Source organism: Streptomyces sp. NPDC029138 (genome assembly GCF_055564375.1).
Window position 1 is genome coordinate 34,728 of the sequence record NZ_JBVHWM010000011.1, and the last position, 26,198, is coordinate 60,925.

At 71.9% G+C, this 26,198-nt stretch carries 25 protein-coding genes and 2 pseudogenes; 20 read left to right on the plus strand and 7 right to left on the minus strand.

The features are described from left to right. From ACZ4WH_RS12785 to ACZ4WH_RS12810, 6 genes are all read right to left on the minus strand, one after another. Positions 1 to 990: a zinc-dependent alcohol dehydrogenase family protein gene (locus tag ACZ4WH_RS12785; protein WP_468179572.1), complete on the minus strand. Its 990-nt coding sequence runs from the start codon at positions 988 to 990 to the stop codon at positions 1 to 3. Further along, positions 987 to 1,814 (minus strand): carbohydrate ABC transporter permease, encoded by an 828-nt coding sequence (locus ACZ4WH_RS12790; protein ID WP_468179574.1) that lies wholly within the window; start codon positions 1,812 to 1,814, stop codon positions 987 to 989. Before ACZ4WH_RS12790 ends, ACZ4WH_RS12785 begins: the two co-directional genes overlap by 4 nt. Continuing rightward, entirely contained in the window at positions 1,811 to 2,749 is a 939-nt protein-coding gene (locus ACZ4WH_RS12795) for a carbohydrate ABC transporter permease (RefSeq protein ID WP_468179576.1), read from the minus strand. The genes ACZ4WH_RS12790 and ACZ4WH_RS12795 overlap by 4 nt, the downstream gene beginning before the upstream one ends. Continuing rightward, complete coding sequence (locus tag ACZ4WH_RS12800; RefSeq protein ID WP_468179578.1) at positions 2,746 to 4,116, minus strand: ABC transporter substrate-binding protein; 1,371 nt, start codon at positions 4,114 to 4,116, stop codon at positions 2,746 to 2,748. The genes ACZ4WH_RS12795 and ACZ4WH_RS12800 overlap by 4 nt, the downstream gene beginning before the upstream one ends. Before the next feature lie 85 nt (positions 4,117 to 4,201). After that, complete coding sequence (locus ACZ4WH_RS12805; RefSeq protein WP_468179580.1) at positions 4,202 to 4,972, minus strand: DeoR/GlpR family DNA-binding transcription regulator; 771 nt, start codon at positions 4,970 to 4,972, stop codon at positions 4,202 to 4,204. 285 nt (positions 4,973 to 5,257) lie between these two features. Continuing rightward, entirely contained in the window at positions 5,258 to 6,067 is an 810-nt protein-coding gene (locus ACZ4WH_RS12810) for an NAD-dependent epimerase/dehydratase family protein (RefSeq protein ID WP_468179582.1), read from the minus strand. A 212-nt stretch (positions 6,068 to 6,279) separates the two neighbouring features. On the opposite strand from ACZ4WH_RS12810, the gene ACZ4WH_RS12815 reads away from it, so the two are divergent. Together ACZ4WH_RS12815 and ACZ4WH_RS12820 are read left to right on the plus strand one after the other, a co-directional pair. Further along, the gene (locus tag ACZ4WH_RS12815) at positions 6,280 to 7,221 is read left to right on the plus strand and encodes a 5-dehydro-4-deoxyglucarate dehydratase (protein ID WP_468179584.1); all 942 of its coding nucleotides are present in this window, start codon (positions 6,280 to 6,282) and stop codon (positions 7,219 to 7,221) included. Positions 7,222 to 7,291: 70 nt separating this feature from the next. Next, complete coding sequence (locus tag ACZ4WH_RS12820) at positions 7,292 to 8,455, plus strand: hypothetical protein (RefSeq protein WP_468179586.1); 1,164 nt, start codon at positions 7,292 to 7,294, stop codon at positions 8,453 to 8,455. Here the strand turns inward: ACZ4WH_RS12820 and ACZ4WH_RS12825 are convergent. After that, a complete protein-coding gene (locus tag ACZ4WH_RS12825; RefSeq protein WP_468179587.1) occupies positions 8,392 to 9,624 on the minus strand; it encodes an MFS transporter in 1,233 nt (410 codons plus the stop codon). The genes ACZ4WH_RS12820 and ACZ4WH_RS12825 overlap by 64 nt on opposite strands. Before the next feature lie 171 nt (positions 9,625 to 9,795). Between ACZ4WH_RS12825 and ACZ4WH_RS12830 the strand changes: the two genes are divergently transcribed. From ACZ4WH_RS12830 to ACZ4WH_RS12915, 18 genes and pseudogenes are all read left to right on the plus strand, one after another. After that, positions 9,796 to 10,242 (plus strand): DUF6010 family protein, encoded by a 447-nt coding sequence (locus ACZ4WH_RS12830; protein ID WP_468179589.1) that lies wholly within the window; start codon positions 9,796 to 9,798, stop codon positions 10,240 to 10,242. 2 nt (positions 10,243 to 10,244) lie between these two features. Continuing rightward, the gene (locus ACZ4WH_RS12835) at positions 10,245 to 10,832 is read left to right on the plus strand and encodes a TIGR03086 family metal-binding protein (RefSeq protein WP_468179591.1); all 588 of its coding nucleotides are present in this window, start codon (positions 10,245 to 10,247) and stop codon (positions 10,830 to 10,832) included. Between the two features lie 115 nt (positions 10,833 to 10,947). Then, positions 10,948 to 11,253: a hypothetical protein gene (locus ACZ4WH_RS12840; RefSeq protein WP_468179593.1), complete on the plus strand. Its 306-nt coding sequence runs from the start codon at positions 10,948 to 10,950 to the stop codon at positions 11,251 to 11,253. A 38-nt stretch (positions 11,254 to 11,291) separates the two neighbouring features. Beyond that, entirely contained in the window at positions 11,292 to 11,573 is a 282-nt protein-coding gene (locus ACZ4WH_RS12845) for a hypothetical protein (RefSeq protein ID WP_468179594.1), read from the plus strand. A gap of 35 nt (positions 11,574 to 11,608) precedes the next feature. After that, positions 11,609 to 11,800: pseudogene (locus tag ACZ4WH_RS12850) on the plus strand (MBL fold metallo-hydrolase); the annotation flags it as partial. Positions 11,801 to 12,003: 203 nt separating this feature from the next. Next, a complete protein-coding gene (locus ACZ4WH_RS12855; RefSeq protein WP_468179596.1) occupies positions 12,004 to 12,660 on the plus strand; it encodes a GntR family transcriptional regulator in 657 nt (218 codons plus the stop codon). Continuing rightward, positions 12,657 to 13,568 (plus strand): dihydrodipicolinate synthase family protein, encoded by a 912-nt coding sequence (locus ACZ4WH_RS12860; RefSeq protein WP_468179598.1) that lies wholly within the window; start codon positions 12,657 to 12,659, stop codon positions 13,566 to 13,568. The genes ACZ4WH_RS12855 and ACZ4WH_RS12860 overlap by 4 nt, the downstream gene beginning before the upstream one ends. Next, complete coding sequence (gene araD, locus ACZ4WH_RS12865) at positions 13,565 to 15,322, plus strand: L-arabinonate dehydratase (protein WP_468179600.1); 1,758 nt, start codon at positions 13,565 to 13,567, stop codon at positions 15,320 to 15,322. The genes ACZ4WH_RS12860 and araD overlap by 4 nt, the downstream gene beginning before the upstream one ends. 92 nt (positions 15,323 to 15,414) lie before the next feature. Further along, on the plus strand, positions 15,415 to 16,350 hold the full coding sequence (locus ACZ4WH_RS12870) for a carbohydrate ABC transporter permease (RefSeq protein ID WP_468179602.1): 936 nt from the start codon (positions 15,415 to 15,417) through the stop codon (positions 16,348 to 16,350). Continuing rightward, entirely contained in the window at positions 16,347 to 17,231 is an 885-nt protein-coding gene (locus ACZ4WH_RS12875; RefSeq protein ID WP_468179604.1) for a carbohydrate ABC transporter permease, read from the plus strand. The genes ACZ4WH_RS12870 and ACZ4WH_RS12875 overlap by 4 nt, the downstream gene beginning before the upstream one ends. Further along, the gene (locus tag ACZ4WH_RS12880) at positions 17,228 to 18,370 is read left to right on the plus strand and encodes a Gfo/Idh/MocA family protein (protein ID WP_468179606.1); all 1,143 of its coding nucleotides are present in this window, start codon (positions 17,228 to 17,230) and stop codon (positions 18,368 to 18,370) included. The genes ACZ4WH_RS12875 and ACZ4WH_RS12880 overlap by 4 nt, the downstream gene beginning before the upstream one ends. After that, complete coding sequence (locus tag ACZ4WH_RS12885; RefSeq protein WP_468179608.1) at positions 18,367 to 19,248, plus strand: DUF6807 domain-containing protein; 882 nt, start codon at positions 18,367 to 18,369, stop codon at positions 19,246 to 19,248. The genes ACZ4WH_RS12880 and ACZ4WH_RS12885 overlap by 4 nt, the downstream gene beginning before the upstream one ends. Then, the gene (locus ACZ4WH_RS12890) at positions 19,245 to 20,750 is read left to right on the plus strand and encodes a glycoside hydrolase family 43 protein (protein WP_468179610.1); all 1,506 of its coding nucleotides are present in this window, start codon (positions 19,245 to 19,247) and stop codon (positions 20,748 to 20,750) included. Before ACZ4WH_RS12885 ends, ACZ4WH_RS12890 begins: the two co-directional genes overlap by 4 nt. A 49-nt stretch (positions 20,751 to 20,799) precedes the next feature. Beyond that, a complete protein-coding gene (locus ACZ4WH_RS12895; RefSeq protein WP_468179612.1) occupies positions 20,800 to 22,143 on the plus strand; it encodes an ABC transporter substrate-binding protein in 1,344 nt (447 codons plus the stop codon). A gap of 127 nt (positions 22,144 to 22,270) precedes the next feature. After that, complete coding sequence (locus ACZ4WH_RS12900) at positions 22,271 to 23,041, plus strand: rhamnogalacturonan acetylesterase (protein ID WP_468179614.1); 771 nt, start codon at positions 22,271 to 22,273, stop codon at positions 23,039 to 23,041. Positions 23,042 to 23,097: 56 nt separating this feature from the next. After that, positions 23,098 to 24,375 carry a pectate lyase family protein gene (locus tag ACZ4WH_RS12905; RefSeq protein WP_468179617.1) on the plus strand — a complete coding sequence of 426 codons (1,278 nt, stop codon included), beginning with the start codon at positions 23,098 to 23,100 and terminating at the stop codon, positions 24,373 to 24,375. 49 nt (positions 24,376 to 24,424) lie between these two features. Continuing rightward, a complete protein-coding gene (locus ACZ4WH_RS12910) occupies positions 24,425 to 25,525 on the plus strand; it encodes a pectinesterase family protein (RefSeq protein ID WP_468179619.1) in 1,101 nt (366 codons plus the stop codon). A gap of 39 nt (positions 25,526 to 25,564) precedes the next feature. Beyond that, positions 25,565 to 25,988 (plus strand): annotated as a pseudogene (locus ACZ4WH_RS12915) (pectinesterase family protein); the annotation flags it as partial. Positions 25,989 to 26,198 lie beyond the last annotated feature (210 nt).

The following is a 26,198-nucleotide window of genomic DNA, read 5'->3' on the forward strand; positions in this document are numbered from 1 at the left end:
TCAGGGCACGACCACGATCTTGCGCCCCACCCCCGCCGCGAACTGCTCCAGCGCCTGCGGGTACCGCTCCAGCGGGATCCGGTCGCTGATGAAGACGCCCGGGTCCAGCACGCCGTTCGCGAACAGCTCCGCCGCCCGCTCGAAGCTGTGCAGCACCGCCATGGAGCCGGTGATCGTGATCTCCTGGTTGTAGATCCGGTACGGGTCGATCGTCACGCGGGTCGCGTAGTCCGCCACCCCGAACTGGAGGAACGTGCCCGCCTTGGCCACCCGGTCCAGGCCGTCCTGGATCGCCGCCGCGTTGCCGGTCGCGTCGATCACCACGTCCCAGCCCTGCGGGCGGTCCAGTTCGTCGGCGTTCGCCGCGGACGCCGAGACGCCGAGCAGACGGGCCGTCTCCAGGCGGGCCGGGTTCACATCGACCACGTCCACGCTCGCCGCGCCGGTCCGCTTGGCCAGCTCCAGCATCATCAGGCCCATGGTCCCGGAGCCGTAGATCAGGACGTGGGAGCCCAGGCGGGACCGGAGGACGTCGTAACCTCGGACCGCGCAGGACAGGGGCTCCACCAGGGCCGCGTCCTCGGTGCGGACGTGGTCGGGCAGTTTCACGCAGTTGGCGACCGGGGCGAGCGCGTACCGCGCGGCGCCGCCCGCCGTCGTCACGCCGATCGCGGCCCACCGCTCGCACAGGTTGTTGTGGCCGGTACGGCAGTACCGGCACTCGTAGCAGTACAGCGAGGGGTCCACGGCCACCCGGTCGCCGACGGCCACCTCGGTGACCTGGGTGCCGACGCCGACGACCTCGCCCGCGAACTCGTGCCCGGGGACGATCGGCAGCTTGGGCGCGAACTCGCCCTGGAGGATGTGCAGATCGGTGCCGCACAGGCCGCAGGCCGCGACCTGGACGACCACCTCGCGGGGGCCCGGCGTCGGGTCGGGCACCTCGGTGACGACGGCACGGCCCACGGACTCGATGACGGCGGCCTTCATTTCACGGCTCCCAACGACAGGCCCTGGACCAGCTTGTCCTGGGCGGCGAACCCCGCGGCGAGCACCGGCAGGGAGATGACGAGCGACGCGGCGCACACCTTGGCCAGGAACAGGCCCTGGCTGGTGATGAAGCCGGTCAGGAAGACGGGGGCGGTCTCGGCGACCACGCCCGTCAGGACTCGGGCGAAGAGCAGTTCGTTCCAGCTGAAGATGAAGCAGATCAGGGCGGTCGCGGCGATGCCGGGCAGGGCGATCGGGGCCACCACGCGCGCGAGGATGACCGGAAGACGGGCGCCGTCCACCCGCGCCGCCTCGATGACCGCGACCGGCACCTCGGCGAGGAAGGACTGCATCATCCACACCGCGATCGGCAGGTTCATGGAGGTGTAGAGGATGACCAGGAGCCAGATGTTGTCGAGCATCCCGGCGTTCTTGGCGAAGAGGTAGATCGGCAGCAGGCCCGCCACGGCCGGCAGCATCTTGGTGGAGAGGAAGAAGAACAGGACGTCGGTCCACTTCTTCACCGGCCGGATCGACAGCGCGTAGGCCGCCGGGAGGGCCAGCAGCAGGACCAGGAGCGTCGAGGCGACCGATGCCACCGTGGAGTTGATCAGCGCGGGCCACGGGCTCGCCCCGCCGCCGCTGCCGAAGAACTCGCGGTACCCGTCGAGTGTCAACGCGGCGGTGAAGGACGGCGGGTTGGTCGCCGCGTCCGCCTCGGAGTGGAAGGACGTCAGGGCCATCCACGCGATGGGCAGGAAGAAGACGATGCCGGCCAGCCAGGCCACCAGGCCGAGCCCGCCCCGGCGCAGTACGGCGGTCATGCGCGGGACACCTCCTCGCGGAACAGGGACGACACCACGCGCAGGGCGAAGGTCGCGATGACGATCGAGCCGATGACCACCAGGACGCCGGCGGCCGAGGCCAGGCCGTTCTCGTGGGCCTGGTAGAAGCTCTGGTAGACGGTGTAGGGCAGGTTGGCGGTGCCCAGGCCGCCGGACGTGATGGTGAAGACCGCGTCGAAGTTCTGGACGATGTAGATCGACCCGAGCAGCGCGCCCAGTTCCAGGTAGCGGCGCAGGTGGGGCAGGGTCAGATGGCGGAAGATCTGCCAGTCGCTCGCGCCGTCGACCCGCGCGGCCTCGATCTGCTGCTGGTCCCGGCTCTGCAACCCGGCCAGCAGGATCAGCATCATGAACGGCGTCCACTGCCACACCAGGGAGGCCTCGACCGCGAGCAGCGGGGTGCGGGACACCCAGTCCGGCTGTGGACCGCCCACATAGTGCAACAACCCGTTCAACAAGCCGTATTCAGGGTTGTAGAGCACATGCTTCCAGAGCAGGGCGGCGGCCACCGGCACCACCAGGAAGGGGGCGATGAGCAGGGTGCGGACAATGCCCCGGCCGCGGAACCGCCGGTCCAGCAGCAGCGCCAGCGCCAGCCCGAGGACCAGGCTGGCCAGCACCACGGCCGCCGTGAGCAGCACGGTCGTCCACACCGAGTGGCGCAGGTCGGCGTCGGTGAGCACCTGGCGGTAGTTGTCCAGGCCGGTGAAGCGGCGGGCCTTCGGATAGAGGGCGTTCCAGTCGAAGAAGGAGATCACCAGCGTGGCCACGAAGGGCAGCTGGGTCACCACGATCATGAAGACGAGGGCCGGCAGCAGCGGGGCGCGGGTGGCCCAGGCGCGCAGCCGGGCCGGGGGCTGCCTGACCGTCCGGGTGGGTGTGGCCGTGAGGGGGGCCGTGGTCGTCGCTGTCATCGTCCCTCGTACTCCTCGGAGATCTTCTCGGCGAGCGCCTGCGACTTCTTCAGGGCCGCGCCCACGGACTGGCGTCCGGCGATGGCCGCGCTGATCTCCTGGGAGACCTTGGTGCCGAGATCGGTGAACTCGGGGATGCCGACGAACTGGATGCCGGGCGCGGGCCGGGGCTGCACGCCGGGGTCGTTCGGCCGGGCGCTCTCGATGGCCTCCTTGGTCATCTCCTGGAACGCGGCGGCCGACTTCCGGTAGTCGGCGTTGGTGTAGGTCGAGGCCCGCTTGCCCGCCGGGACGTTCGACCAGCCGCTGGTCTCGCCGACCAGCCGCTCGTAGCCCTTGCCCGACGCCCAGGAGACGAACTTCCAGGCCTTGTCGGGGTTGCGGGAGGCCTGCTGGATGCCCCAGGCCCAGGTGTAGAGCCAGCCGGAGGACTCGGTGCGCTCGACGGGGGCGGGGGCGTAGCCGAGCTTCCCCTTGACCGGGGAGTCGGCCGCCTCCAGCAGTCCCGCCGCGGAAGTGGCGTCGTACCACATGGCGACCTTGCCCTGGGTCATGTTGTTCAGGCATTCGGCGAAGCCGGACTGGGCGGCGCCGGACTCGCCGTGCTCGCGGACGAGGTCGACATAGAACTTCGTCGCCTTCGCGAAGGCCGGGGAGTCCAGCCGCGCCTTCCAGTCCTTGTCGAACCAGGTGCCGCCGAAGGTGTTCACGACCGTGGTCAGCGGTGCCATCAGCTCGCCCCAGCCGGGCAGCCCGCGCAGGCAGATGCCCCGCATGCCGGGCCGGGCGCCGTCCACCTCGGCGGCCAGGTCGGCGACCTGCTGCCAGGTGGGACGGTCGGGCATGGTCAGGCCCTTCGCCGCGAAGACGTCCTTGCGGTACATGAGGAAGGACGACTCGCCGTAGAAGGGCTGTCCGTAGAGCTTGCCGTCGTCGCCGGTGAGGGACTGGCGCATCGGCTTCAGCACGTCCTGCTCGTCGTACGACGGGTCCTTCGCGACGTAGGGGTTCATCTCGCGCAGCCAGCCGTTGCGGGCGTAGATCGGTATCTCGTAGTTGGACAGGGTGGCCACGTCGTACTGGCCGGCCTGGTTGGCGAAGTCCTGGCTGATCTTGTCGCGGACGTCGTTCTCGGGCAGGACCGTGAAGTTGACCTTGATGCCGGTGTCCTTGGTGAAGTGGGCGGCGGTCAGCTTCTGCAACTCGGTCATCTGGGGGTTGTTGACCATCAGGACGTTGATGGAGTCGCCGCCGGAACCGGTCCCGCCGGCACCGGCCCAGCAGCCGGAGAGCAGCGGGGCGAGCAGCGTCCCTGCGGCGGCCAGGGCGAGCGTGGCTCGCGGCCTCCGTCGGCTCGGGGTGCGCATGGATCGCTCCTGAAAAGATGGGAAAGGGGGCATAAGGGGCGCTCGGGGGTGAGGAACGCCCCGGTGGAGAGGGCAAGGTGGAAAATCAGACCCGGATGACCTGCGGGCCCAGCAGGGAGTAGCGGTGGGCCTCGGCGGCCGGGAGCAGGGTGCTGGTCACGATCGCCTCCAGGGCGCCGATCTCCGCGAACCGGCAGAAGCTCACCGCGCCGAACTTGGTGTGCACGCCCGCGAAGACCGTACGGCGGGAGGCCCGGACCGCCTGCGCCTTCACCTCGCTGACCGCCGGATCGGGAGTGGTCAGGCCGTGTTCGCGGGAGATGCCGTTGGCCCCGATGTAGGCGAGGTCGATCACGAAGCCGGCCAGCATCTTCGTCGTCCAGTGGTCGACGGTGGCCAGCGTGCCGGAGCGGACCCGGCCGCCGAGCAGCAGCACGGAGACCTGGTCGGCCTCCGCGAGGGCGCCCGCGACCGGCAGGGACGCGGTGACCACGGTCAGCGGCCGGTCCCTGGGCAGTGCCTCGGCGATGAGCTGCGGGGTGAAGCCCTCGTCGACGAAGACCGTCTCGGCGTCCCCGAGCAGCTCGGCCGCCGCGGCGGCGATCCGGCGCTTCTCGGGCACATGACTGGTGGCGCGGAAGGCGAGCGTCGTCTCGAACCCGGCGCTCTCCACCGGATAGGCGCCGCCGTGGGTGCGGCGGACCAGGCCGTGGTCCTCCAGGGCGCGCAGATCGCGCCGGATGGTCTCCTTGGCCACGCCCAGTGCGGCGGCGAGCGCGGTGACGTCCACGGAGCCGGTGGCGCGGGCGGCCCGCACGATCTCGCGCTGGCGTTCTTCCGCCGTCCTGGTGGTCATGTCGTCACCCACTTCCCTGTGGAACTGCCCGTTCGGGCCCATGGGGGAAGTTCTACCGCCGGTGCGCGGCGCTGACCAGGTCTGTTGCGGGCCCGATACTGCCCGCTTGGGCCCGCTTCGCACGGGCCGTGCCCGCCGCGGACCTGCGCGGCTGTTCGGCGCGGGGTGGGATCGGGCACGGCGGATGCCCGGACACGGCGGCGGGCGGGCCCGTTCGGTGCCCGCCCGCGCGCGTGGACGATCGTTTCCGGCCGCCGGGAGCCACCCGGGGGTCGGCGAAGGGGGTCAGTACGGCCAGATCGGCGGGTCGTTCACGAAGTGCCCGCCCAGGTGGCTGTGGGCCGGGTTCTCCGGGTCCAGCTCGCCCTGCTCGGCGATGAGCTTCTCGGCGTACGGCTCCGAGTCGTCCCGGGGGTCGTAGCCGAGCGCCCGCGCGGTGGTCAGGTCCCACCACAGGCGGGTGTTGGCGGAGGAGCCGTAGACGACCGTGTGGCCGACCTCCTCGGCGGTCAGGGCCGCGTGGAAGAGCCGGGCGCCGTCGGCCGGGCTCATCCACACCGAGAGCATGCGGACGCTGGTGGGCTCCGGGAAGCAGGAGCCGATGCGCACGGAGACGGTCTCCAGGCCGTGTTTGTTCCAGTAGAGCTGGGCCAGGTCCTCGCCGAAGGACTTCGACAGGCCGTAGAAGGTGTCCGGGCGGCGCGGGGTGTCGATCGGGATCGGCGGCTCGCCCGCGCGCGGGGCCGGCGTGAAGCCGACGGCGTGGTTGGAGGAGGCGAAGACGATCCGCGGCACGCCCTCCTGGCGGGCGGCCTCGTACAGGTTGTAGGTGCCCTCGATGTTCGACTTCAGGATCTTCTCGAAGGGCGCTTCCAGGGAGATCCCCGCGAGGTGCAGGATGGCGTCCACGCCCCGCACCGCCTCGCGCAGCGCCTCCGTGTCGACGAGGTCCGCCGTGATGGCGTCCGGCTCGCCCTCGATGGGGCGCACGTCGAACAGGCGCAGCGTGTAGCCGTACTCCGGCAGCAGGGACCGCATCAGGGTGCCGAGCCCGCCGGCGGCGCCGGTGAGCAGGATCGTGCGGGGAGCGGGCATCCTCGGTTCTCCTTGTGGCCGGTATTCACATACGTGGACACGCTAGAGAGTTCGCCCGGCACCGTCAAGTGTGGCGTGATGTCGGTGAATTCGCTGCCGGTCGTGCGAGTTTGCCTGCTTGACCTGCCACAAGCAGGCCCCTTAGCGTGGCCACGTTCAGAAATATGGACGTGGATCAGAAACATGCACCGGCGTGTCTCAAGGGAGAGTCCGTGACGCCAGCCCCTCTGACCGAACGGCTCAGCGATCCGCGCGGGCCGCTGTTCTTCCCCGTCACGGCCTACGGCCCCGGCGGCTCAATCGACCTGGACGCCTACCGCACCCATGTGCGCCGCGGTGTCGCGGCCGGTGCCGCCGCCGTCTTCGCCTGCTGCGGCACCGGGGAGTTCCACGCGCTGCTGCCGGAGGAGTTCGAGGCCTGCGTCCGGGTGGCCGTCGAGGCGGCCGAAGGGCGCGTCCCGGTCGTCGCGGGCGCCGGTTACGGCACCGCCCTCGCCGTCCGCTACGCCCGTCTCGCCGCCGGTGCGGGCGCCGACGGCCTCCTCGCCATGCCGCCGTACCTCGTGCTCGCCGGCCAGGAGGGCCTGCTGCGGCACTACCGGGAGGTCGCCGCGGCCACCGAGCTGCCCGTGATCGTCTACCAGCGCGACAACGCCGTCTTCACCCCGGCGACCGTGGTCCAGCTGGCCCGCACCGAGGGCGTCATCGGCCTCAAGGACGGCCTCGGCGACCTGGACCTCATGCAGCGGATCGTCAGCGCCGTCCGCACCGAGGTCCCCGGCGACTTCCTGTACTTCAACGGTCTGCCCACCGCCGAGCAGACCCAGCTCGCCTACCGCGCCCTCGGCATCACCCTGTACTCCTCCGCGGTGTTCTGCTTCGCGCCGGAGATCGCCCTCGCCTTCCACCGCGCCCTGGAGACGGGCGACCTGCCCACCGCCCACCGCCTCCTGGACGGCTTCTACCGCCCGTTCGTGGAACTGCGCGCCCAGGGCCGCGGGTACGCCGTCTCCCTCGTCAAGGCCGGCGTACGGCTGCGCGGCCTGGACGTCGGCGAGGTCCGGCCCCCGCTGCACGAGCCGGCCGAGGACCATGTCAAACAGCTCGCCCAGCTGATCGAACGCGGCTACGAGCTGCTGGAGGAGAACGCGTGAGCGAGCACGGCCACGCCCTGCCGAAGGGGCGCGTGAGCGAGCACCGCCACGCCCTGCCGAAGGAGGACGCGTGAAGGCGTCGGCGTTCGTCTACCCCTGGGACGTCAACGGGGACCCCGCCGCCCCGGAGCGGATCGCCGGACTCGGAGTGGAGCAGGTGACCCTGGCCTCCGCCTACCACTCCACCCGCGCCCTCACCCCCCGCCACCCCCGCCACCGCATCGTCACCGCCGAGTACGCGGCCGTCCTCTACGCGCCGGGCGACCGCTGGGCCGGCCGCGGCCTGCGGCCGTACCCCGCCGGCCGCTGGGCCCCTGGCAACGCCTACGGCGAGGCCGCCGAAGCCCTCGCCGCGGCCGGCCTGGAGGTGCACACCTGGGTCGTCCTCGCCCACAGCTCCCGCCTGGGCGCCGAGCATCCGGACACCTCGGTCGTCAACGCCTACGGCGACCGCTACCCGTGGGCCCCCTGCGTCGCCCAGCCCGCCACGCGCGCGTACCTGGTCGACCTGGCCGCCGAGGCCGCCGTACGCCCCGGCGCGCACGGCACCGAACTGGAGTCCCTCGGCTGGTACGGACTCCAGCATCTGCACGCCCACGACAAGACCGCCGGCGTCGGCCTCGGGGACGCCGGGCAGTACCTGATGTCCCTGTGCTTCTGCCCGTCCTGTCGCACCGGCTACGGCGAACAAGGCCTGGACGCCGACGCGCTGGCCGGGGCCGTACGCGAGGCGCTGGAGCCGTTGTGGCGGGGCGCGGTGGACGACGAGGGCTGGCCGACGGTGCGGAAGCTGCTCGGCGAGGACACGGCGGCCGCCACGCGCGCGTGGCGCGACACCACCGCCCGCACCCTCCAGGAGGAGGCCGTCACCGCCGTACGCGCCGCCGCGCCGGAGGGCTTCCAGATCCTGCTGCACGCCGACCCGGTCTCCTATCACTGCGGCGCCAACGTGGGCGTCGACCCCGCCCACATCCTGTCCGTGGCCGACGGCGTGGTGGTGCCCTGCACCGGCGGTACGGCCCTGCTGGCGCCCTTCGCCGGGCAGGCGCGAGAGGGCACGGTGCTGGCCGCCAACTTCACGGTCGTCGCGGGGATGGGCGGCAGCCCCGGCACGCTCGCGGCGGACGCGGTACGCGCGCGTGCCGAGGGCGCGACGGAACTGCGGCTGTATCACGCCGGGTTGGCGTCGGACGGGGACTTGGCGGCGGTCCGCGAGGCGCTTTCCGCGCGCTGAGCCAGCGGCAGCGCCGTCAGGAGCAGCGCCACGCCGTAGAGCGGCAACAGCAGCCCGGGGCCGGCCAGTTCGACCAGGCCGGCCCCCAGGGCGAGGCCGAGCACGTTCGGGGTGAAGAGCAGTGTGCCGGCGGTGGCCGTCGCCCGGCCGAGCAGCGGGCCGGGGGTCTCCCGCTGGACCGCTGTGAGCGCGGCGATCAGCACACAGGGCAGGCCCAGACCACTGGCCGCGCTGGTGGCCAGCGCCACCGGGTCCCAGGGCACGGCCCGCGCCACCACCGCGACCCCGGTCAGCGCGATCCCCGCCGCCGCGAACCGCCGGCCGCCCAGCCGCCGCAGCGCCGGGCCGGCGAGCAGCCCGGCCGCCACCGAACCGGCGCCCTGGGCGGCGTACAGCACGCCCGTGTAGGCGGGGGAGTGGCCGAGGCGGTCGACCACGGCGTACACCGTGGTGCCGCTCAGCGCCGTCAGCAGCATGGTCGTACCGCCCGCCCGGACCAGCGGGCGCAGCACGGGGTGGCCCCACAGGTGCCGGACCCCTTCCGCCGTCTGCTCCCGCCAGCCGGCGCCGGAGAGCACGGGCCGCTCCTCGCGCACCCGCAGCAGGCCGCACAGCCCGGCGGCGAGCAGGAAGGTGGCGGCGTCCAGGCAGGCCACGGCCGGGCCGCCGAGGGCCGCGTAGAGGCCCGCCCCGGTCAGCGGGGCGACGAGCTTCATGCCCTCGGTGAGCGTCATCCGCAGCCCGTTGACGTCACCGAGCAGCTCCGGGCCGACCGCCGCCGTCATCAGCGCCGACTCGGCGGCCTCATGGACGGCACCGGCGGCGCCGTACACCACCAGCACGGCGAACAGCAGCCACAGGCGGCCGGGGGAGTCGACGGCGAACAGGGCGGGCAGCAGTGCCGCGAGGCCCAGGTTCACCGTGATGAGCAGGGGCTTTCGGCGGAACCGGTCGGCGAGCGTGCCGAGCGCCGGGCCGGCGAGGGTGGGTGCCCACATCGCGAGCAGGCACAGGGCGGCCAGCCCGTCCGACCCGGTCAGCTCCTTCACCCACACACCCGACGCCAGCCACAGCGAGGAGGTGCCGAAGGCGGACACCACCAGGCCGGTCAGACACAGCCCCGCGTTGCGGTCCCGCAGCACGCGGGACACGGTCCAGGAAGTCGTCATGCCCGGTCATCGTGCGCCTAAGGCGGGGGGCCGCGGATCGGGCAGGTGCCCTAGGCGTGTGCGGCGAACAGCCCGGATCACCAAGAGCCATGCGCGCGGCGGCGACAATCCGTCGGAACCTGGCACTGACGCCCCTGGGGCGCCCGGGCCCGGAAACCTACCGTCGACCGCATGCGCTACCTCGCCCCCCTACTCATAGGCCTGCTCTACGTCACCCTCATGTCCCTCGTCCCGGAACGCCACCGGCGCCGCCTCAACGCGGTCATGGTCGCCGGGGCCGGAGCCGCCTACCTCAGCGGCGGCGGTCTGGGCGGCTGGGAGTTCGCGTTCGCGGCCGTCGCCACCTACGTCGCCTACAAGGGCCTGGACTCCTGGGCCTTCATCGGCGTCGGCTGGCTGCTGCACACCGCGTGGGACGTCGTCCACCACCTCAAAGGTCACCCGATCATCCCCTTCGCCCACGACTCGTCGTTCGGCTGCGCGCTGTGCGACCCGGTGATCGCCGTCTGGTGCCTCGGCGGCGGCCGTGCGCCGTGGGAGTGGGCGCACCGCACCGATGAGTTTCCGGGAGCCCGCCGGTCAGCCCTTCGTACGGAGAGCGCGACCCTGAAGGAGTGAGCATGACCATGGTGGACCTCGGCCCGCAGACCAGGATCGTGGCCCGGCTCGCGGAGTCGGTGACCGACGAGCAGCTGACCGCCGCCACACCGTGCCCGGACCACGCGGTGCGCAACCTGCTGGGCCACCTGCTGACGCTGTCCGTGGCCTTCCGTGACGCCGCCCGCAAGGATCTCGGCGCGACGACCGACACCAACCCGAACGCCACCGCCTGGGACATCGGCCCCGGCTGGCGCGAGGAGCTGCCGAAGGTGCTGGACGAGCTGGCCGACGCCTGGCGCGACCCGGCCGCCTGGACCGGCGACACCCGCGCCGGCGGGGTGGACCTGCCGGCCGCGGTCGCGGGCGCCGTCGTCGCCGACGAGCTGGTGATCCACGGCTGGGACCTGGCCCGCGCCACCGGCCAGGACTACGCCCCGGACCCGGCCGCCCTCGACTCGGCCCTCACCTTCCTCCGGGCCGCGGCCGACGACCCCGACCGCGGCAACGGCCTCTTCGGCCCGGTCGTCCCGGTCCCGGCCGAGGCGCCCCCGCTTGACCGGGCGGTCGGCCTCAGCGGGCGGGACCCGGGGTGGCCGCACCGGGCCTGACCCCATAGGGCCGGACCCGGGGGCCGGCCGGCGGTCGCCGGGCGGCGAAAGCGGCGCATCCGGCCTACGGTGCCCCTGAGAGGGGGCAAGCCGAACGGGTACGGAGGAGATCACCATGCAGGAGCACTACGTGTGGGTGACGACGCGCCGGCTCAAGCCGGGCACGTTGGAGGACTTCGAGACGGCGTGGCGCCCGGAGCCCGCACCGCAGGGCCTGCACCGGGCCTACGCCTACTGGTCCGAGGACGGACAGGAGGTCACCGGAGTGTCGTTCTGGGACTCCCAGGAGGCATGCGACGCGTGGCGGGCCTCCGAGCCGGAGGCGCGGCGGCGGGCGGCCATGGCCCCGTACGTCGCCGAGGAGCGCGAAGGTTTCTACCGCGGCCGCGAACTCGGCCTGCCCAGCGCCACCGGCGGGTGAACGCGGCCGGTCCGGGCCGCCGCGCCTAGGGTGGAGACATGAGCGAGATCGTCGTCCTCTACGAGCTCGAGCAGCCCGTGTCCGCACGCACCCCCGCGGACCGACCGCCCGACGCGGAACGGGTCCCCCGCAGGGTGCACGCGGCGCCCGCCGCCCCCGGCAGGTCCGACGCCGCGGGCCCGCGGACCCTGTGCGGCAAGGACACCTTCGCCATGGCGAAAGCTCCCCGGATGTCTTCCCGGCGCCCTGACGAGCCGTGGTACCCCGACGCGTACGCGTCCCTGGTGTGCTCGGACTGCGACGCGGTGATGGAGATCTGACCGGCGCCGGAGCGAGCCGTCGCGCGCTCCTTCCCATGTCGCTCACCCTCACCGTCCTCGGTACCGCCTCACCGCACCCGGGCCCCGACCGGCCCTGCTCCGGTCATCCGCTGTCCGGCGGGGGCGCCGAGGTGGGGGTGGACGCTGGGCCCGGTACGTTCGCCGCGTTGCAGCGGCACACGGATCCGGCGCGGCTCACCGCGATCTGGACCTCCCATCTGCACGCCGCTCTCCCCCCGTCTCGGCTCCGGCCGACCGGGCGGTGCCGGACGTCGACACGCGTGCGGGAACTGCTCGTCACCCACGTCCGAGCGCACCCCAACTTCCTTTGTCAGAAGCATTGACGAAACCAGGGCCCCCTCCTACCTTCAACGCGTCGTACTTCGTACGTCATATATGAGACGCGATATGTGAGATCCGAGAGGGCCGCATGACCTCTGTGCCCACCCCGATCCCGTCCCGCACGCAGTACGTGCTCGACGCGATCAAACACCGCATCCTCACCGGGCGGCTGACACCCGGTCAGGCCCTGGTCGAGACGGAGCTGGCCGCGCAGTTCGGGGTGTCCAAGACCCCGGTGCGCGAGGCGCTGAAGACCCTCGCCGGGACCGGCCTGGTGGTGATGAGCCAGTACAAGGGCGTCACGGTGCGCATGGTGGACGCGGACATGGCGCACGAGGTCTACGACGTACGGCTGCTGCTCGAACCCGAGGCCCTGCGCCGGGCCGTCGCGCGAGGCGCCTCCCTCGACGCCGCCCGGGACGCGCTGACCCGCGCCGACACCGCCACCGACACCGCCGAACGCTCACTCGCCAACCGGGAGTTCCACCGCGCCCTCTACGTGCCGTGCGGCAACCCGCTGCTCAGCCGGATGCTGGACGCGCTCCGCGACCAGGCCGCCCTCGTCTCCGCCGTCGCCTGGGCCGCCGACCCCTCCTGGGAGCGGGAGGCCGCCGAACACCGGGAGATCCTGCGGCTCGCGCTGGACGGTGACGCGGACGGCGCCGCGAACGCCCTGCACGCCCACATCGCGTCCTTCGTACGCCGTGCGTTCCCCGAGCCCCGCCCAGAGGAGGGCCAGAAATGAGCAGCGTGACGTTCGAGCGTCAACGGGCGGCCCTGGCCGACGTGGTGGCCATCCCGGTGACCCCGTTCGCCGAGGACGGCTCCGTCGACCGGGAGACCCACCGGGCCCTGCTGCGTCGCCTGCTCGACGGCGGGATCAGGACCCTCACCCCGGGCGGCAACACCGGCGAGTTCTACGCCCTCACCCCCGAGGAGCGCCGTCTGGTCACCGAGCTGACCGTCGAGGAGGCCGGCGACCGGGCCACCCTGCTGGTCGGGGTCGGGCACGACCTGCCCACCGCCATCGCCTCCGCCCGGCACGCCCGCGACCTCGGCGCCCAGATGGTGATGGTCCATCAGCCCGTGCACCCGTACGTCTCGGCGGCCGGCTGGGTCGACTACCACCGGGCCATCGCCGAGGCCGTCCCGGAGCTGGGCGTGGTGCCGTACCTGCGCAACGCCCAGCTGCCCGGCGCCCGGCTCGCCGAACTCGCCGACCACTGCCCGAACGTCATCGGCGTCAAGTACGCCGTCCCGGACGCCGCCCGGTTCGCCGCCTTCGCCCGGGACGCGGGCCTCGACCGCTTCGTATGGGTCGCCGGCCTCGCCGAGCCGTACGCGCCCTCCTACTTCTCCGCCGGCGCCACCGGCTTCACCTCAGGACTCGTGAACGTCGCCCCGGCCGTCTCGCTGAACATGATCGAGGCGCTGCGCTCCGGCGACTACCCGGCCGCCATGAAGGTCTGGGAGCAGATCCGCCGCTTCGAGGAACTGCGCGCCGCGCACGGCAACGCCAACAACGTCACCGTCGTCAAGGAGGCCCTGGCCGCGCTCGGCCTGTGCCGCCGGGACGTCCGCCCGCCGAGCAGGCCGCTGCCCGAGGGCGAGCGCGCCGAGGTCGCCGCCATCGCCGCCGGGTGGTCCATATGAACGCACCCCACGAGAAGCCCGTGAACGCATCCCGCAAGAGGCCCGAGGAGCTGCGCAGCCACCAGTGGTACGGCACCGACGGGCTCCGCTCCTTCAGCCACCGCGCCCGTACCCGCCAGCTCGGCTACCTGCCCGAGGAGCACCTCGGCAAGCCGGTCATCGCGATCCTCAACACCTGGTCCGACATCAACCCCTGCCACGTCCACCTCCGCGACCGCGCCCAGGCCGTCAAGCGCGGGGTGTGGCAGGCGGGCGGCTTCCCGCTGGAATTCCCGGTCTCCACCCTCAGCGAGACCTTCCAGAAGCCGACCCCCATGCTCTACCGCAACCTGCTCGCCATGGAGACCGAGGAGCTGCTGCGCTCCTACCCGGTCGACGGCGCGGTCCTCATGGGCGGCTGCGACAAGTCCACGCCGGCGCTGCTGATGGGCGCCGCCTCCGTCGGCCTGCCCGCCGTCTTCGTGCCCGCCGGCCCCATGCTCCCGGGCCACTGGCGCGGTGAGGTCCTCGGCTCCGGCACCGACATGTGGAAGTACTGGGACGACAAGCGGGCCGGCCTCATCGGTGACTGCGAGATGGCCGAGCTGGAGAGCGGCCTGGCCCGCTCGCCCGGCCACTGCATGACGATGGGCACGGCGTCCACGCTCACCGCCGCCGCCGAGGCGCTCGGGGTGACCGTGCCGGGCGCGTCCAGCATCCCGGCGGTGGACTCCGGGCACGATCGGATGGCGGCACGATCCGGCATGAGGATCGTTGAACAAGTCCACATGGGGCGCAGGCTCACCGACATCCTCACCCGCGAGGCCTTCGAGGACGCCGTCACCACCGTGCTCGGCCTCGGCGGCTCCACCAACGCCGTGATCCACCTGATCGCCATGGCCGGCCGGGCGGGCGTCCGGCTCACCCTGGACGACTTCGACCGCATCGCCCGCACGGTCCCGGTCCTCGCCAACGTCCGCCCCGGCGGCCAGAGGTACCTGATGGAGGACTTCCACTTCGCGGGCGGCCTGCCCGGCTTCCTCTCCCGGATCACCGACCTGCTCCACCTGGACCGGCCGACGGTGTCCCACGACACCCTGCGCGAGCAGCTCAAGGGCGCGCAGGTGCACGACGACGACGTCATCCGGCCCCGGGACAACCCGGTCGCGACCGAGGGCGGGGTCGCCGTGCTGCGCGGCAACCTCTGCCCGGACGGCGCGGTCATCAAGCACATCGCCGCCGAGCCCCGCCTGCTCGAGCACACCGGCCCGGCCGTCGTCTTCGACGACTACCGGACCATGCAGCGCACCATCAACGACCCGTCACTCGGCATCACCGCCGACAGCGTGCTGGTGCTGCGCAACGCCGGGCCCAAGGGCGGCCCGGGCATGCCCGAGTACGGCATGCTGCCGATACCGGACCACCTGCTGAAGCAAGGCGTGCGGGACATGGTCCGGATCTCCGACGCCCGCATGAGCGGCACGAGTTACGGCGCCTGCGTGCTGCACGTGGCCCCGGAGTCGCACATCGGCGGCCCGCTGGCGCTGGTCCGCACCGGCGACCTCATCACCCTGGACGTCGACGCCCGCAGCCTCCACCTCCACGTGGACGACGAGGAGCTGGACCGCAGGCGGGCCGCGTGGACCCCGCCGCCCGCCCGGTACGAGCGCGGCTACGGCGCCCTCTACAACGAGCAGATCACGCAGGCCGACACCGGCTGCGACTTCGAGTTCCTGGCCCGCCCGGGCACCGTGCCGGACCCGTACGCCGGCTGACCTTCCCCTGTCCCACCACGCTCGACGCATGTGTACATAGCAAGCGCTTCCTGCACCCGCTGTACATGCCCCACTGCGAACGGAGAACAGTCATGGCCCAAGCCGCAGCCGTGGCGAAACCGCCCGCGCCACCCCGGCGGCGCCGTGCCTCCGCGACCCCGCGCAGGCTGCCGTATCTGCTGATCGCCCCGGCGGCCCTGCTGATGCTGGGCTTCATCGCCTACCCGGTGCTCAGCGTCTTCTACTACAGCCTTCAGAACTACAACCCCACCAAGCCGTGGCGGAACGGCTTCGCGGGCCTGGACAACTTCACCCAGGCCTTCGCCCACGACCCGCAGTTCTGGGACACGCTGACCTTCAGCGCCAAGTGGGTCGTCGTGGAAGTCGGGTTGCAGCTGCTGTTCGGTCTCGCCCTGGCGCTCATCGTCAACCAGACCTTCGTGGGCCGGGCGCTGGGCCGCGCCCTCGTCTTCTCCCCCTGGGCCGTCTCCGGCGTGCTGACCTCCGCCATCTGGGTGCTGCTCTACAACTCCCAGACGGGCGTCACCCGTTACCTCGCCGACGCGGGGCTGGGCTCCTACGGCACCAGCTGGCTGTCGGACACCTCCACGGTGTTCCCGGCGGCGGTGGTCGCCGACCTGTGGCGCGGGGTGCCGTTCTTCGCGATCCTCATCCTCGCCGACCTCCAGTCCGTCTCCCGGGACCTGTACGAGGCCGCCGAGGTCGACGGGGCGAGCCGGCTCAAGCAGTTCTGGCACATCACCCTGCCCCATCTGAAGGACGCCATCGTGCTGTCCACGCTGCTACGGGCGGTGTGGGAGTTCAACAACGTCGACCTGCTCTACACCCTCACGGGCGGCGGGCCCGCCGGGGAGACCACCACCCTCCCCCTCTACATCGCCAACACCAGTGTCGACGCCCACAACTTCGGCTACGCCTCCGCCCTGACCACGGTGGCGTTCGTGATCCTGCTCTTCTGCTCGATCGTCTATCTGCGGCTGAGCAAGTTCGGAGGTGACTCCAAGTGATCACCGAGATCGCTCCCGCGCCCGAGCGCGTAGCGGCCGAGCCCGCCCGGCCCGGCAGGAAGCGCCGCGCCTGGGACGAGGTCCCGCGCTGGCAGATCTACGTTCCCCTGACGGTCTACCTGCTCTTCACCCTGATCCCCTTCTACTGGATCCTGCTCTTCGCGCTCCGCCCGGCCGGCTCCACCTCGCTCGTGCCGTGGCCGATGACGTTCGAGCACTTCGAGAAGGTGTGGACCGAGCGCAGCTTCGGCACCTACTTCACCAACAGCGTCTACGTCGGCCTCGCCACGCTGGTGCTGACCACCGTGGTCGCCCTGGCCGGCGGCTACGCCCTGGCCCGCTTCGACTTCCGCCTCAAGCGGGGCTTCATGCTGGCCCTGCTGTGCTCCCAGTTCGTGCCGGGCGCGCTGCTGCTGGTGCCGCTGTTCCAGATCTTCGCCAAGCTGTCGATGATCAACTCCCTCGGCAGCGTGATCATCGCCGAGACCGTCTTCCAGCTCCCGCTGTCGATGATCCTGATCAGCGGGTTCATCCGGAACGTGCCGTACTCCCTGGAGGAGGCCGCCTGGGTGGACGGCTGCAACCGGTTCACCGCCTTCCGGATCGTCGTCCTCCCGCTCCTGCGGCCGGGGCTGATCGCCGTCGGCTCCTTCGCCTTCGTGCACGCCTGGAACCACTTCCTGTTCGCCCTGATGTTCCTCTCCGACCAGAGCAAGCAGACCATCCCGGTCGGCCTCAACACCCTGATGAGCGCGGACAGCGTGGACCTGGGCGCCCTGGCGGCGGGCGGCATCATCGCGGCCGTCCCCGTGGTGATCGTGTTCGCCTTCATCCAGAAGTGGCTGATCACCGGGTTCAGCGCGGGGGCGGTGAAGGGATGAGCGTCGACGTCGTCCTGGCGGGCGCCCGCGGCCACGGCCACTGGCACCTGGACAACATCCGCCGGCTCCAGGCCACCGGCCTCGTGCGGCTGGCCGGGATCTGCGAGCTGACCCCGCTGACCGAGGACGAGATCCCCGACGGACTCGGCACACCCGAGCAGTCCGCCGACCTCGGGGCGCTCCTGGACTCCACCGGCGCCCGGATCGCGGTCGTCTGCACCCCGATCCCCACCCACACCGACCTGGCCCTCACCGCCGCCGCGCGCGGGACACACCTGCTGCTGGAGAAACCGCCGGCGCCGTCGTACGCGGAGTTCCGGCGGATGGCCGACGGGGTCGCCGAGGCCGGGGTGGCCTGCCAGATCGGCTTCCAGTCGCTCGGCTCGCACGCGGTGCCCGCGATCCGGCGCCTCCTCGCGGAGGGCGCGATCGGCGAGGTCATCGGGGTCGGCGGGGCCGGGGCCTGGGCCCGGGACGAGGCCTACTACCGGCGGGCGCCCTGGGCGGGCCGGCGCCGGCTGAACGGCGCCGACGTGGTCGACGGGGTGCTCACCAACCCCCTCGCGCACGCCGTCGCCACCGGCCTCGCCCTGCTCGGCACCACCCGCGCCGAGGACGTCACCGGCATCGAGACCGAGCTGCTGCGCGCCAACGCCATCGAGTCCGACGACACCTCCTGCGTCCGCGTCCGCACCCCGTGCGGACCCGTCACGGTCGCGGCGACCCTGTGCGCCGAGCACCCCGGGGAGCCGTACCTGCTCGTGCACGGCAGCAGCGGCCGGATCACCTTCTGGTACAAGCAGGACCGGGTGCTGCTCCAGCGGACCGGCCACGGCCCGGAGGAGACCGAGTACGGCCGCACGGACCTGCTGGAGAACCTGGTCGCGCACCTGGCGGACGGCACGGAGCTGCTGGTCCCGCCGGATGCGACCGGCGCCTTCATGCGGGTCGTCGAGGCCGTCCGCACCGCCCCCGACCCGGCGCCGCTCCCCGAGCACGCCTGGCGCCCGCTGCCCGCCGAACACCGCCGGATCGTGCCCGGCATCGACGGCCTGGTCGCGGCGGCGGCCGACACCCTCGCCCTCTACTCCGAACTGGGCGCCTCCTGGGCCCTGCCGAACGAGGTGAGCACCCGATGACGTCCCCCGACAGTCTCGTCCTGCGCGTCGCGGGCCGCCCGGTCGGCCGCTACGTCACCCGCCCCGAACTGCCCGCCCGGCTCTCCCCGCGCCCCTTTCTGCACCCCGTCATCACCCTGGCCGGCACGGCGGTCACCGAGATGAGCCCCGCCGACCACGCACACCACCTCGGCGTCGGTGTCGCCGTTCCCGACGTCGAGGGGCACAACTTCTGGGGCGGCCGGACCTTCGTCCGCGACCGGGGGCCGACCGAACTCGACAACCACGGCGCGCAGCGGCACACCGGCTTCCAGCTGCGCGACCCCGACGGCTTCGTCGAGGAGCTGCGCTGGGTCGCCGCAGGCACCGAGCTGCTGCGCGAGCGCCGTACCGTCGCGGCCACCGGACTCACCGGCACGGCCTGGGCGCTGGACTTCACCTTCTCCCTCACCAACGTCACCACCGAGCCCCTGTCGCTGGGCAGCCCCGCCACCAACGGCCGGCCCGGCGCGGCCTACGGCGGCTTCTTCTGGCGGGCCCGCAAGGAGTCCCGGGCCCCGGAGGTCTTCACCGCCGACCGGAAGGGCGAGGCGGAGGTGCACGGCAGCCGCGCCGACTGGCTGGCGCTGGCGGGATGGGGGTCCCCCCGCTCGAGCGGAGCCGAGAGTGGGGGAGGCTGGACGCTGGTCCTCGCCGGCGCCACCGAGGACACCCGCCGGGACCCGTGGTTCGTCCGGGCCGCCGAGTACCCCGGGGTGGGCTCCTCCCTGGCGCACACCGAGCGGCTGACCGTCCCGCCCGGCGAGACCGTCGTACGCCGGATCGTCACCGTCGTCGCCGACGGCCGGCTCGCCCGCGACGAGGCGGCGGCCCTGGTCCGCAAGGCGGTGAGCCAGTGACCACCTACCGGAACCCGGTCCTGAACGCCGACTGGTCCGACCCGGACGTCGTCCGCGTCGGCGACGACTTCTACCTCACCGCCTCCAGTTTCGGCCGCGCCCCCGGCCTGCCGCTGCTGCACTCACGGAACCTGGTCGACTGGACGCTCGTCGGCCACGCCCTCGAACGCCTGGAACCGGAGGAGGAGTTCGCCCGGCCCCGGCACGACCGTGGGGTCTGGGCGCCGTCCATCCGGCACCACGACGACCGCTTCTGGATCTTCTGGGGCGACCCGGACCAGGGCATCTTCCAGGTCAACGCGCCCGAGATCAGGGGCCCTTGGACCCGTCCGCACCTGCTGAAGCCGGGCAAGGGCCTGATCGACCCGTGCCCGCTGTGGGACGACGAGACCGGCGAGGCCTACCTCGTGCACGCCTGGGCCAAGTCCCGCTCCGGCGTCAAGAACCGCCTCACCGGCCACCGGATGCACCCCGACGGCACCTCGCTGCTCGACGAGGGCAAGGTGATCGTCGACGGGGACCGCATCCCCGGCTGGTTCACCCTGGAAGGGCCCAAGCTCTACCGGCACGACGGCTGGTTCTGGATCCTCGCCCCCGCCGGGGGAGTGGAGACCGGCTGGCAGGGCGCGTTCCGATCGCGCGGCTTCTTCGGCCCGTACGAGGAGCGGATCGTCCTGGAGCAGGGGGACACCGACGTCAACGGGCCGCACCAGGGAGGCTGGGTGCGCACCGCCGCCGGCGAGGACTGGTTCCTGCACTTCCAGCAGCGCGGCCCGTACGGCAGGGTCGTCCACCTCCAGCCGATGCGCTGGGGCCATGGGGGGAACTGGCCGGTCCTCGGTGACGAGGGCGCCCCCGTCGCCGTACACCGACGGCCGGACCTCCCGCCGCAGCCGCCCGCCGCTCCGGCGACCGACGACGACTTCCCCGGCGGCCGGTACGGCCGGCAGTGGCAGTGGACCGCCAACCCGGGCGACGGCTGGGCCACCCAGCACTCCGCGGACGGGCTGCGGCTGACCTGCGTCCGCTCGGCCCACGCCGGTGACCTGCGGGAACTGCCGAACGTGCTCACCCAGCGGCTGCCCGGCCGGCCGAGCACGGTCGAGGTCGAGCTGTGCCTGGACGGCACCGAGCCGGGCGCGCGGGCGGGGCTCGCGGTGCTCGGGGATGCCTTCGCCTGGATCGGGCTGGAGCGCGGGGCCGACGGGACGGTCCGGCTCGTGCACCGGTTCGCGGAGGCGGTCGCCGACGAGGAGCGCGACGCCGGGGTGCCGTGCCTCGCCCCCGAGGGGCGGGCGCGGCTGCGGATCGAGGCCGGCGCCGGGGCGCGCTGCCGGTTCCGGTACGACGTCGGGGACGGCCTCCGCCCGTCCGGACCCGTCTTCGCGGCCACCCCCTGGCGCTGGGTCGGAGCCCTGCTCGGCCTGTTCGCCACCGCACCCGAGGGACCGGGACCCGCCGGGGCGGCGACCTTCACCCGGTTCCGGATCACACCCCGCTGAGCCCCACACGTTCATGTCTCCGTTGGATCCAGCAGAAGAGAGCCGACCCATGAGAAGCAGCATCCGCATCCGCAGAAGCAGGCGCGCCGCCCTCGCCGTCGCCCTGGGCTCCGTCCTCACGCTGACCGCCACCGCCTGCGGCGACGACGGCAGCGGCAGCGCGGGGGACAAGGGGGGCGAGGGCTCCGGCAAGGGCACCATCACCTTCTGGGACAACAACGGCGGTGTCCGCACCGACGTCTGGAAGCAGATCATCGCCGACTTCGAGAACGAGTACCCGGACATCAAGGTCAAGTACGTCGGCATCCCGGCGGCCGGCGCCCAGTCCAAGTACGACACCGCCATCCAGGGCGGCGGCCTGCCGGACGTCGGCGGCGTGGGCACCGCGATGCTCGCCGAGGTCGCGGCCCAGGGCGCACTGGAGCCGCTGGACAGCCGGCTGGAGAAGAGCCCGCTGAACGGAAAGCTGAGCCAGAACCTGATCGACGTCAGCAAGGCGGCGGGCGGCGGGGGCAGGCTGTACCAGGTGCCGACCTCCGCGAACAACGGCACGCTGTGGTATCGGACCGACCTGTTCAAGAAGGCCGGCCTGGACGCGCCGACCACCTGGTCGAAGTTCTACGAGGCCGCCGACAAGCTCACGAACAAGGGGAAGAACCAGTTCGGCTTCACCATTCGCGGCGGCGAGGGTGCCATCGCGCCGGCCCTCGACGCGGTGTACGGCCAGACCGGAATCACGTCGTTCTGGAACGGCGACAAGACCACCGTCAACGACCCCGAGAACGTGGCCGCTCTGGAGAAGTACGTCGCGCTCTACAAGAAGGACACCCCGTCCGCCGACGTGAACAACGACTTCACGAAGATGGTCGCCCAGTGGGACAGCGGCACGATCGGCATGCTGAGCCACAACCTGGGGTCGTACCAGGACCATCTGAAGGCACTGGGCAAGGACAAGTTCCGGGGCATTCCCAACCCCACGCAGGACGACGGCACCCGGGTGCAGGTCTCCAACCCCGTCGACGGGCTGAGCCTGTTCAAGTCGAGCAAGAACAAGGCGGCCGCTTGGAAGTTCATCGAGTTCGCCGTGTCCGCCAAGGAGAACTCCAAGTTCAACGAGTCGGCGGGGCAGGTCCCGGCCAACACCGACGCGGCCAAGGACGCGTGGATCCAGCAGGCCGAGCCGACGAAGCTGGCGGCCGAGGCGCTGAACGGGGGCGACACGAAGATCGTGCAGCTGCCTTACTACCTGCCCGACTGGAACACGATCTCCAAGGCCGACAACGAGCCGAACTTCCAGAAGCTGCTGCTCGGGAAGATGAGTGCCAAGCAGTTCCTGGACATCCTGGCCGAGCAGCTGAACAAGGCGCAGGCCGACTGGAAGAAGAACCACTGAGAACTCGGGTGGTTTACGCCGCTGGGGCTGCGGGCCGGATGTGGCTGGTCGCGCCCCGCGGCGGAGCCGCAAAGAGATGCAGCCCCGCGCCCCTTCAGGGTTCCCCTGCGTCGGAAAGGCGCCGATCTTGTCCCTCACGCGTAGGCAAGTCACCTCCGCCGCGATTGCTGCCGTTCCCGTCGTCGGCCGTTCCCGGCGGGAATCCCGCACGCTCCACATCGCCGGTGATTCGACGGCCGCCCAGAAATACGCCGACGCCGCTCCCGAGACCGGGTGGGGAATGGCGTTGCCCTTCCTTGTCCGCAAGGAGGTAAAGGTAGCCGACCATGCCCTGAACGGGCGGAGTTCGAAAAGCTTCGTGGACGAAGGAAGGCTGGACGCGATCCTCTCGGAGATCCGCCCCGGCGACCTCCTGCTCGTCCAGTTCGCGCACAACGACGAGAAGGCCACCGATCCCGCCCGGTACACCGAGCCGTGGACGACGTACCAGGAGTACCTGCGGAGGTACATCGACGGGGCACGGGCCAGGAAGGCGCGCCCCGTTCTCGCCACCCCCGTCGAGCGCCGCAGGTTCGACGCCGACGGCAACGCCCTGCCCACCCACGGCGACTACCCGGCGGCCATGCGGGCGCTGGCCGTGGCGGAAGGGGTGCCGCTGCTGGACATCGAGGCGCTGTCGCTCGCGCTGTGGCAGCGGCTCGGGGTGGAGGAGACGAAGACCTACTTCAACTGGACCGCCACCGAGCAGGACAACACGCACTTCAATCCGCTGGGCGCCATCGCCGTGGCCCGGCTCGTGGCGCGGGAGTTGCTGCGTACCCGGGTGCTGGCCCGGCACGACGTCGTACGGCCGCACGAGGACATACCCACCTCCTGGATCACCTGGCCACCCGCATAGCTGAGGAGACCCCCACAGTGCGCATACACAGATGTCATGGACGTGTCATAGCAACGATGGCCGGCTGCACGGCCCTCGTCCTGGCCGTCACCGGCACCGCGTCCGCTCAGTCCGCCCACCACGCCGGCCCCGACCGGCAGGTGCTGCCCGCCGAGGACGGCTGGGCGGCGTACGGGACCGGGACGACCGGCGGGGCCGCCGCCGGCTCCGCCCACGTGTACACCGTCACCACCTGGGAGCAGTTCAAGGCGGCCCTCGCGGACGGCGGCAGCGCGCCGAAGATCGTCCGGGTGAAGGGCACGATCGACGCCGACGGGCCGGACTGCGCCTCGTTCGCCGTGCCCGGGTACGACTTCGCCACCTATCTGAAGACCTACGACCCGGCGGTGTGGGGCCGCTCGAAGAACCTCGACGGCGAGCCCGACGGCAGCCCCGAGGGCCTGCGCCGCGCCTCCGCCGCCCGCCAGGACGCCTTCATCAAGGCGGACGTCCCCGCCAACACCACGATCGTCGGCATCGGCCGGAACGCCGGTTTCCAGGGCGCCAGCCTCCAGATCAAGGGCGTCGACAACGTCATCGTCCGCAATCTGAGCTTCGAGAGCCCCCTCGACTGCTTCCCGCAGTGGGACCCGACCGACACCGCCGACGGGAACTGGAACTCCGAGTACGACAGTGCCGTGATCTACGGATCGACCCATGTGTGGATGGACCACAACACGTTCACCGACGGGGACCACCCGGACAGCACGCTGCCGTCGTACTACGGCCGGATCCACCAGCAGCACGACGGCGAGCTGGACATCGTCAAGGGCGCCGACTACGTCACCGCCTCCTGGAACGTCTTCGAGGACCACGACAAGACGATCCTCATCGGCAACAGCGACAGCGCGTCCACGGCCGCCGTCGACCGGGGGCACCTGAAGGTCACCTTCCACCACAACCTGTTTCGGAACCTGGTCGAGCGGGCCCCGCGCGTCCGCTTCGGACAGGTGGACTCGTACAACAACCACTTCGTCGCCGGCGACGGCTACTCCTACAGCTACGGCATCGGCATGGAGTCCCAGCTCGTCGCCGAGCACAACGCGTTCACCCTGCCGGCGGGGGTGGGCGCCGGTTCGATCCTGAAGAAGTGGAAGGAGGCGCCGGTCACCGCCGCCGACAACTGCGTCAACGGCGTGCCGACGGACCTCATCGCCGTCCACAACGCGCAGGTGCCCGGCGAGATCCTCCAGTCCGGGGCCGGATGGACGCCGGTCCTGCGGACCCGGGTTGACCGGCCGCAGGCCGTCCCCGGCATCGTCGACCACCGCGCGGGCGCCGGACACCTGCGCTGAGCCGAGGGGGCCGGGCCCCGGCCCCCTCCTCACCCGAAGGAGTACAGCTGTGCCCCTCTCCAGACGGGGTTTCCTCACCGCGAGCGCCACAGCCGCCGCCGCGCTCGCCCTGACCTCCGCCCCCGCACACGCCCTCACCCGCCCGTTCGGCCGCTACGGCTCCCCGGCCCGCCGCCTCACCCCGGACACCCTGTACGTCGACCCGCACGGCCGCGGCGACTTCACCTCCGTGCAGGCCGCGGTGACCGCCGCCACGGGGAGCGGCCGGACCCTCGTGATCGCCCCCGGCAGCTACCGGGAGAAGATCGCCGTCGACGTGAGTCGTACGGAGATGACCTGGATCGGCGCCTCGGAGAACCCCCGGGACGTGGTGGTCGTGCACGACCACGCGGCCGGCACCCCCAAGCCCGACGGCGGCACGTACGGCACCTCCGGTTCGGCGACGACCACCGTCCAGGCCGACGGGTTCACCGCCCGCTGGATCACCTTCGCCAACGACTGGCTGCGCGCCGACCACCCGGACATCGGCGGCACCCAGGCCGTCGCCCTCAAGGTCCAGGGCGACCGCGGCGCCTTCCTGCACTGCCGCTTCCTCGGCCACCAGGACACGCTGTACGCCGACTCGACGGCCCTCGGTGTCTTCGCCCGCCAGTACTACGCCCACTGCTACGTCGAGGGAGACGTCGACTTCGTCTTCGGCCGGGCGACGGCGGTGTTCGACCGCTGCCGCTTCCACACCCTGAACCGGACCGACCTGGCCGCGGCACCCTACGGCTTCGTCTTCGCGCCCTCCACGGCCGTCGCCAACCCGCGCGGTTACCTCGTCACGCGCGGCCGTGTCACCAGTGAGGCCCCGGACGCCTTCTACAAGCTGGCCCGCCCCTGGGTGCCCAGCTCCGACCCCACCGCCCGCCCGATGCTCACCGTCCGCGACACCCGGCTCGGCCCCGGCATCGACGCGGCCGCCCCCTACACCGACATGTCGGCGGCCTACCCCTGGCAGAACCAGCGCTTCGCCGAGTACCGCAACACCGGCCCGGGAGCCGAGATCACCGTCCCGGAGAACCGGCCCCAACTGACCGGCGAACAGGCCGCGTCGGCGACCAGAACGGCCTGGCTCGGGGAGTGGACGCCGCGGCAGGAGTGCTGATGGTCCGCAGACGCACGCTCCTCGGTGGACTCGTCGGCGGTCGTGCACGGCCCCGCCGAGGCGGCGGACCTGACCCTGCGCGGGGTCGCGGGGCGACCCCCGTGACGTGGTCATCGTGTACGACAACGCCAACGACTCGCTGCGCGCCGACCACCCCGACATCACCGGCACGCAGGCCGTCGCCGCCTACCTCACCGGCGACCGCAGCCGCGCCGAGAACGTCCGGTTCCTCGCCCACCAGGACACCCTGTTCACGGACACCACGGCCCTGGACGCCTTCGACCGGCAGTACTTCCGCAACTGCTACGTCGAGGGAGAGGTCGACTTCGTCTTCGGCCGGGCGACGGCGGTGTCCGACCACTGCCGCTGCCACACCCTTCCGCGGGACGTGGAATTCGCCCCCAAGGGCATGGTGTTCGCACCCTCCACCGCCCGGGCCAACCCGCACGGCATTCTCGCCGTTGACCTTGCCGGGCACCTTGCCGTCGCTCACCGATGAACCCCCGTTCGCAGTCGCGGTATCCGACCCCAGGGGAGGCGGGTCAAGGGAGCTCCAGATCAAGGCAATCGGAAGGTAATGCCCCAGGTGGGTGTGCAACAGGGGGTGCGTATCGATCGGGTAACAGGGCTCGCCGTGTGGGTGTGATGCGCGTAGACAGTCCGTGACCTGGTA

Coding starts and splice junctions, on each gene's coding strand:
- ACZ4WH_RS12785 (WP_468179572.1), bottom strand. CDS start 990: ATGAAGGCCGCCGTCATCGAGTCCGTGGGCCGTGCCGTCGTCACCGAG.
- ACZ4WH_RS12790 (WP_468179574.1), bottom strand. CDS start 1,814: ATGACCGCCGTACTGCGCCGGGGCGGGCTCGGCCTGGTGGCCTGGCTG.
- ACZ4WH_RS12795 (WP_468179576.1), bottom strand. CDS start 2,749: ATGACAGCGACGACCACGGCCCCCCTCACGGCCACACCCACCCGGACG.
- ACZ4WH_RS12800 (WP_468179578.1), bottom strand. CDS start 4,116: ATGCGCACCCCGAGCCGACGGAGGCCGCGAGCCACGCTCGCCCTGGCC.
- ACZ4WH_RS12805 (WP_468179580.1), bottom strand. CDS start 4,972: ATGACCACCAGGACGGCGGAAGAACGCCAGCGCGAGATCGTGCGGGCC.
- ACZ4WH_RS12810 (WP_468179582.1), bottom strand. CDS start 6,067: ATGCCCGCTCCCCGCACGATCCTGCTCACCGGCGCCGCCGGCGGGCTC.
- ACZ4WH_RS12825 (WP_468179587.1), bottom strand. CDS start 9,624: ATGACGACTTCCTGGACCGTGTCCCGCGTGCTGCGGGACCGCAACGCG.
- ACZ4WH_RS12830 (WP_468179589.1), top strand. CDS start 9,796: ATGCGCTACCTCGCCCCCCTACTCATAGGCCTGCTCTACGTCACCCTC.
- ACZ4WH_RS12835 (WP_468179591.1), top strand. CDS start 10,245: ATGACCATGGTGGACCTCGGCCCGCAGACCAGGATCGTGGCCCGGCTC.
- ACZ4WH_RS12840 (WP_468179593.1), top strand. CDS start 10,948: ATGCAGGAGCACTACGTGTGGGTGACGACGCGCCGGCTCAAGCCGGGC.
- ACZ4WH_RS12845 (WP_468179594.1), top strand. CDS start 11,292: ATGAGCGAGATCGTCGTCCTCTACGAGCTCGAGCAGCCCGTGTCCGCA.
- ACZ4WH_RS12855 (WP_468179596.1), top strand. CDS start 12,004: ATGACCTCTGTGCCCACCCCGATCCCGTCCCGCACGCAGTACGTGCTC.
- ACZ4WH_RS12860 (WP_468179598.1), top strand. CDS start 12,657: ATGAGCAGCGTGACGTTCGAGCGTCAACGGGCGGCCCTGGCCGACGTG.
- araD (WP_468179600.1), top strand. CDS start 13,565: ATGAACGCACCCCACGAGAAGCCCGTGAACGCATCCCGCAAGAGGCCC.
- ACZ4WH_RS12870 (WP_468179602.1), top strand. CDS start 15,415: ATGGCCCAAGCCGCAGCCGTGGCGAAACCGCCCGCGCCACCCCGGCGG.
- ACZ4WH_RS12880 (WP_468179606.1), top strand. CDS start 17,228: ATGAGCGTCGACGTCGTCCTGGCGGGCGCCCGCGGCCACGGCCACTGG.
- ACZ4WH_RS12885 (WP_468179608.1), top strand. CDS start 18,367: ATGACGTCCCCCGACAGTCTCGTCCTGCGCGTCGCGGGCCGCCCGGTC.
- ACZ4WH_RS12895 (WP_468179612.1), top strand. CDS start 20,800: ATGAGAAGCAGCATCCGCATCCGCAGAAGCAGGCGCGCCGCCCTCGCC.
- ACZ4WH_RS12905 (WP_468179617.1), top strand. CDS start 23,098: ATGGCCGGCTGCACGGCCCTCGTCCTGGCCGTCACCGGCACCGCGTCC.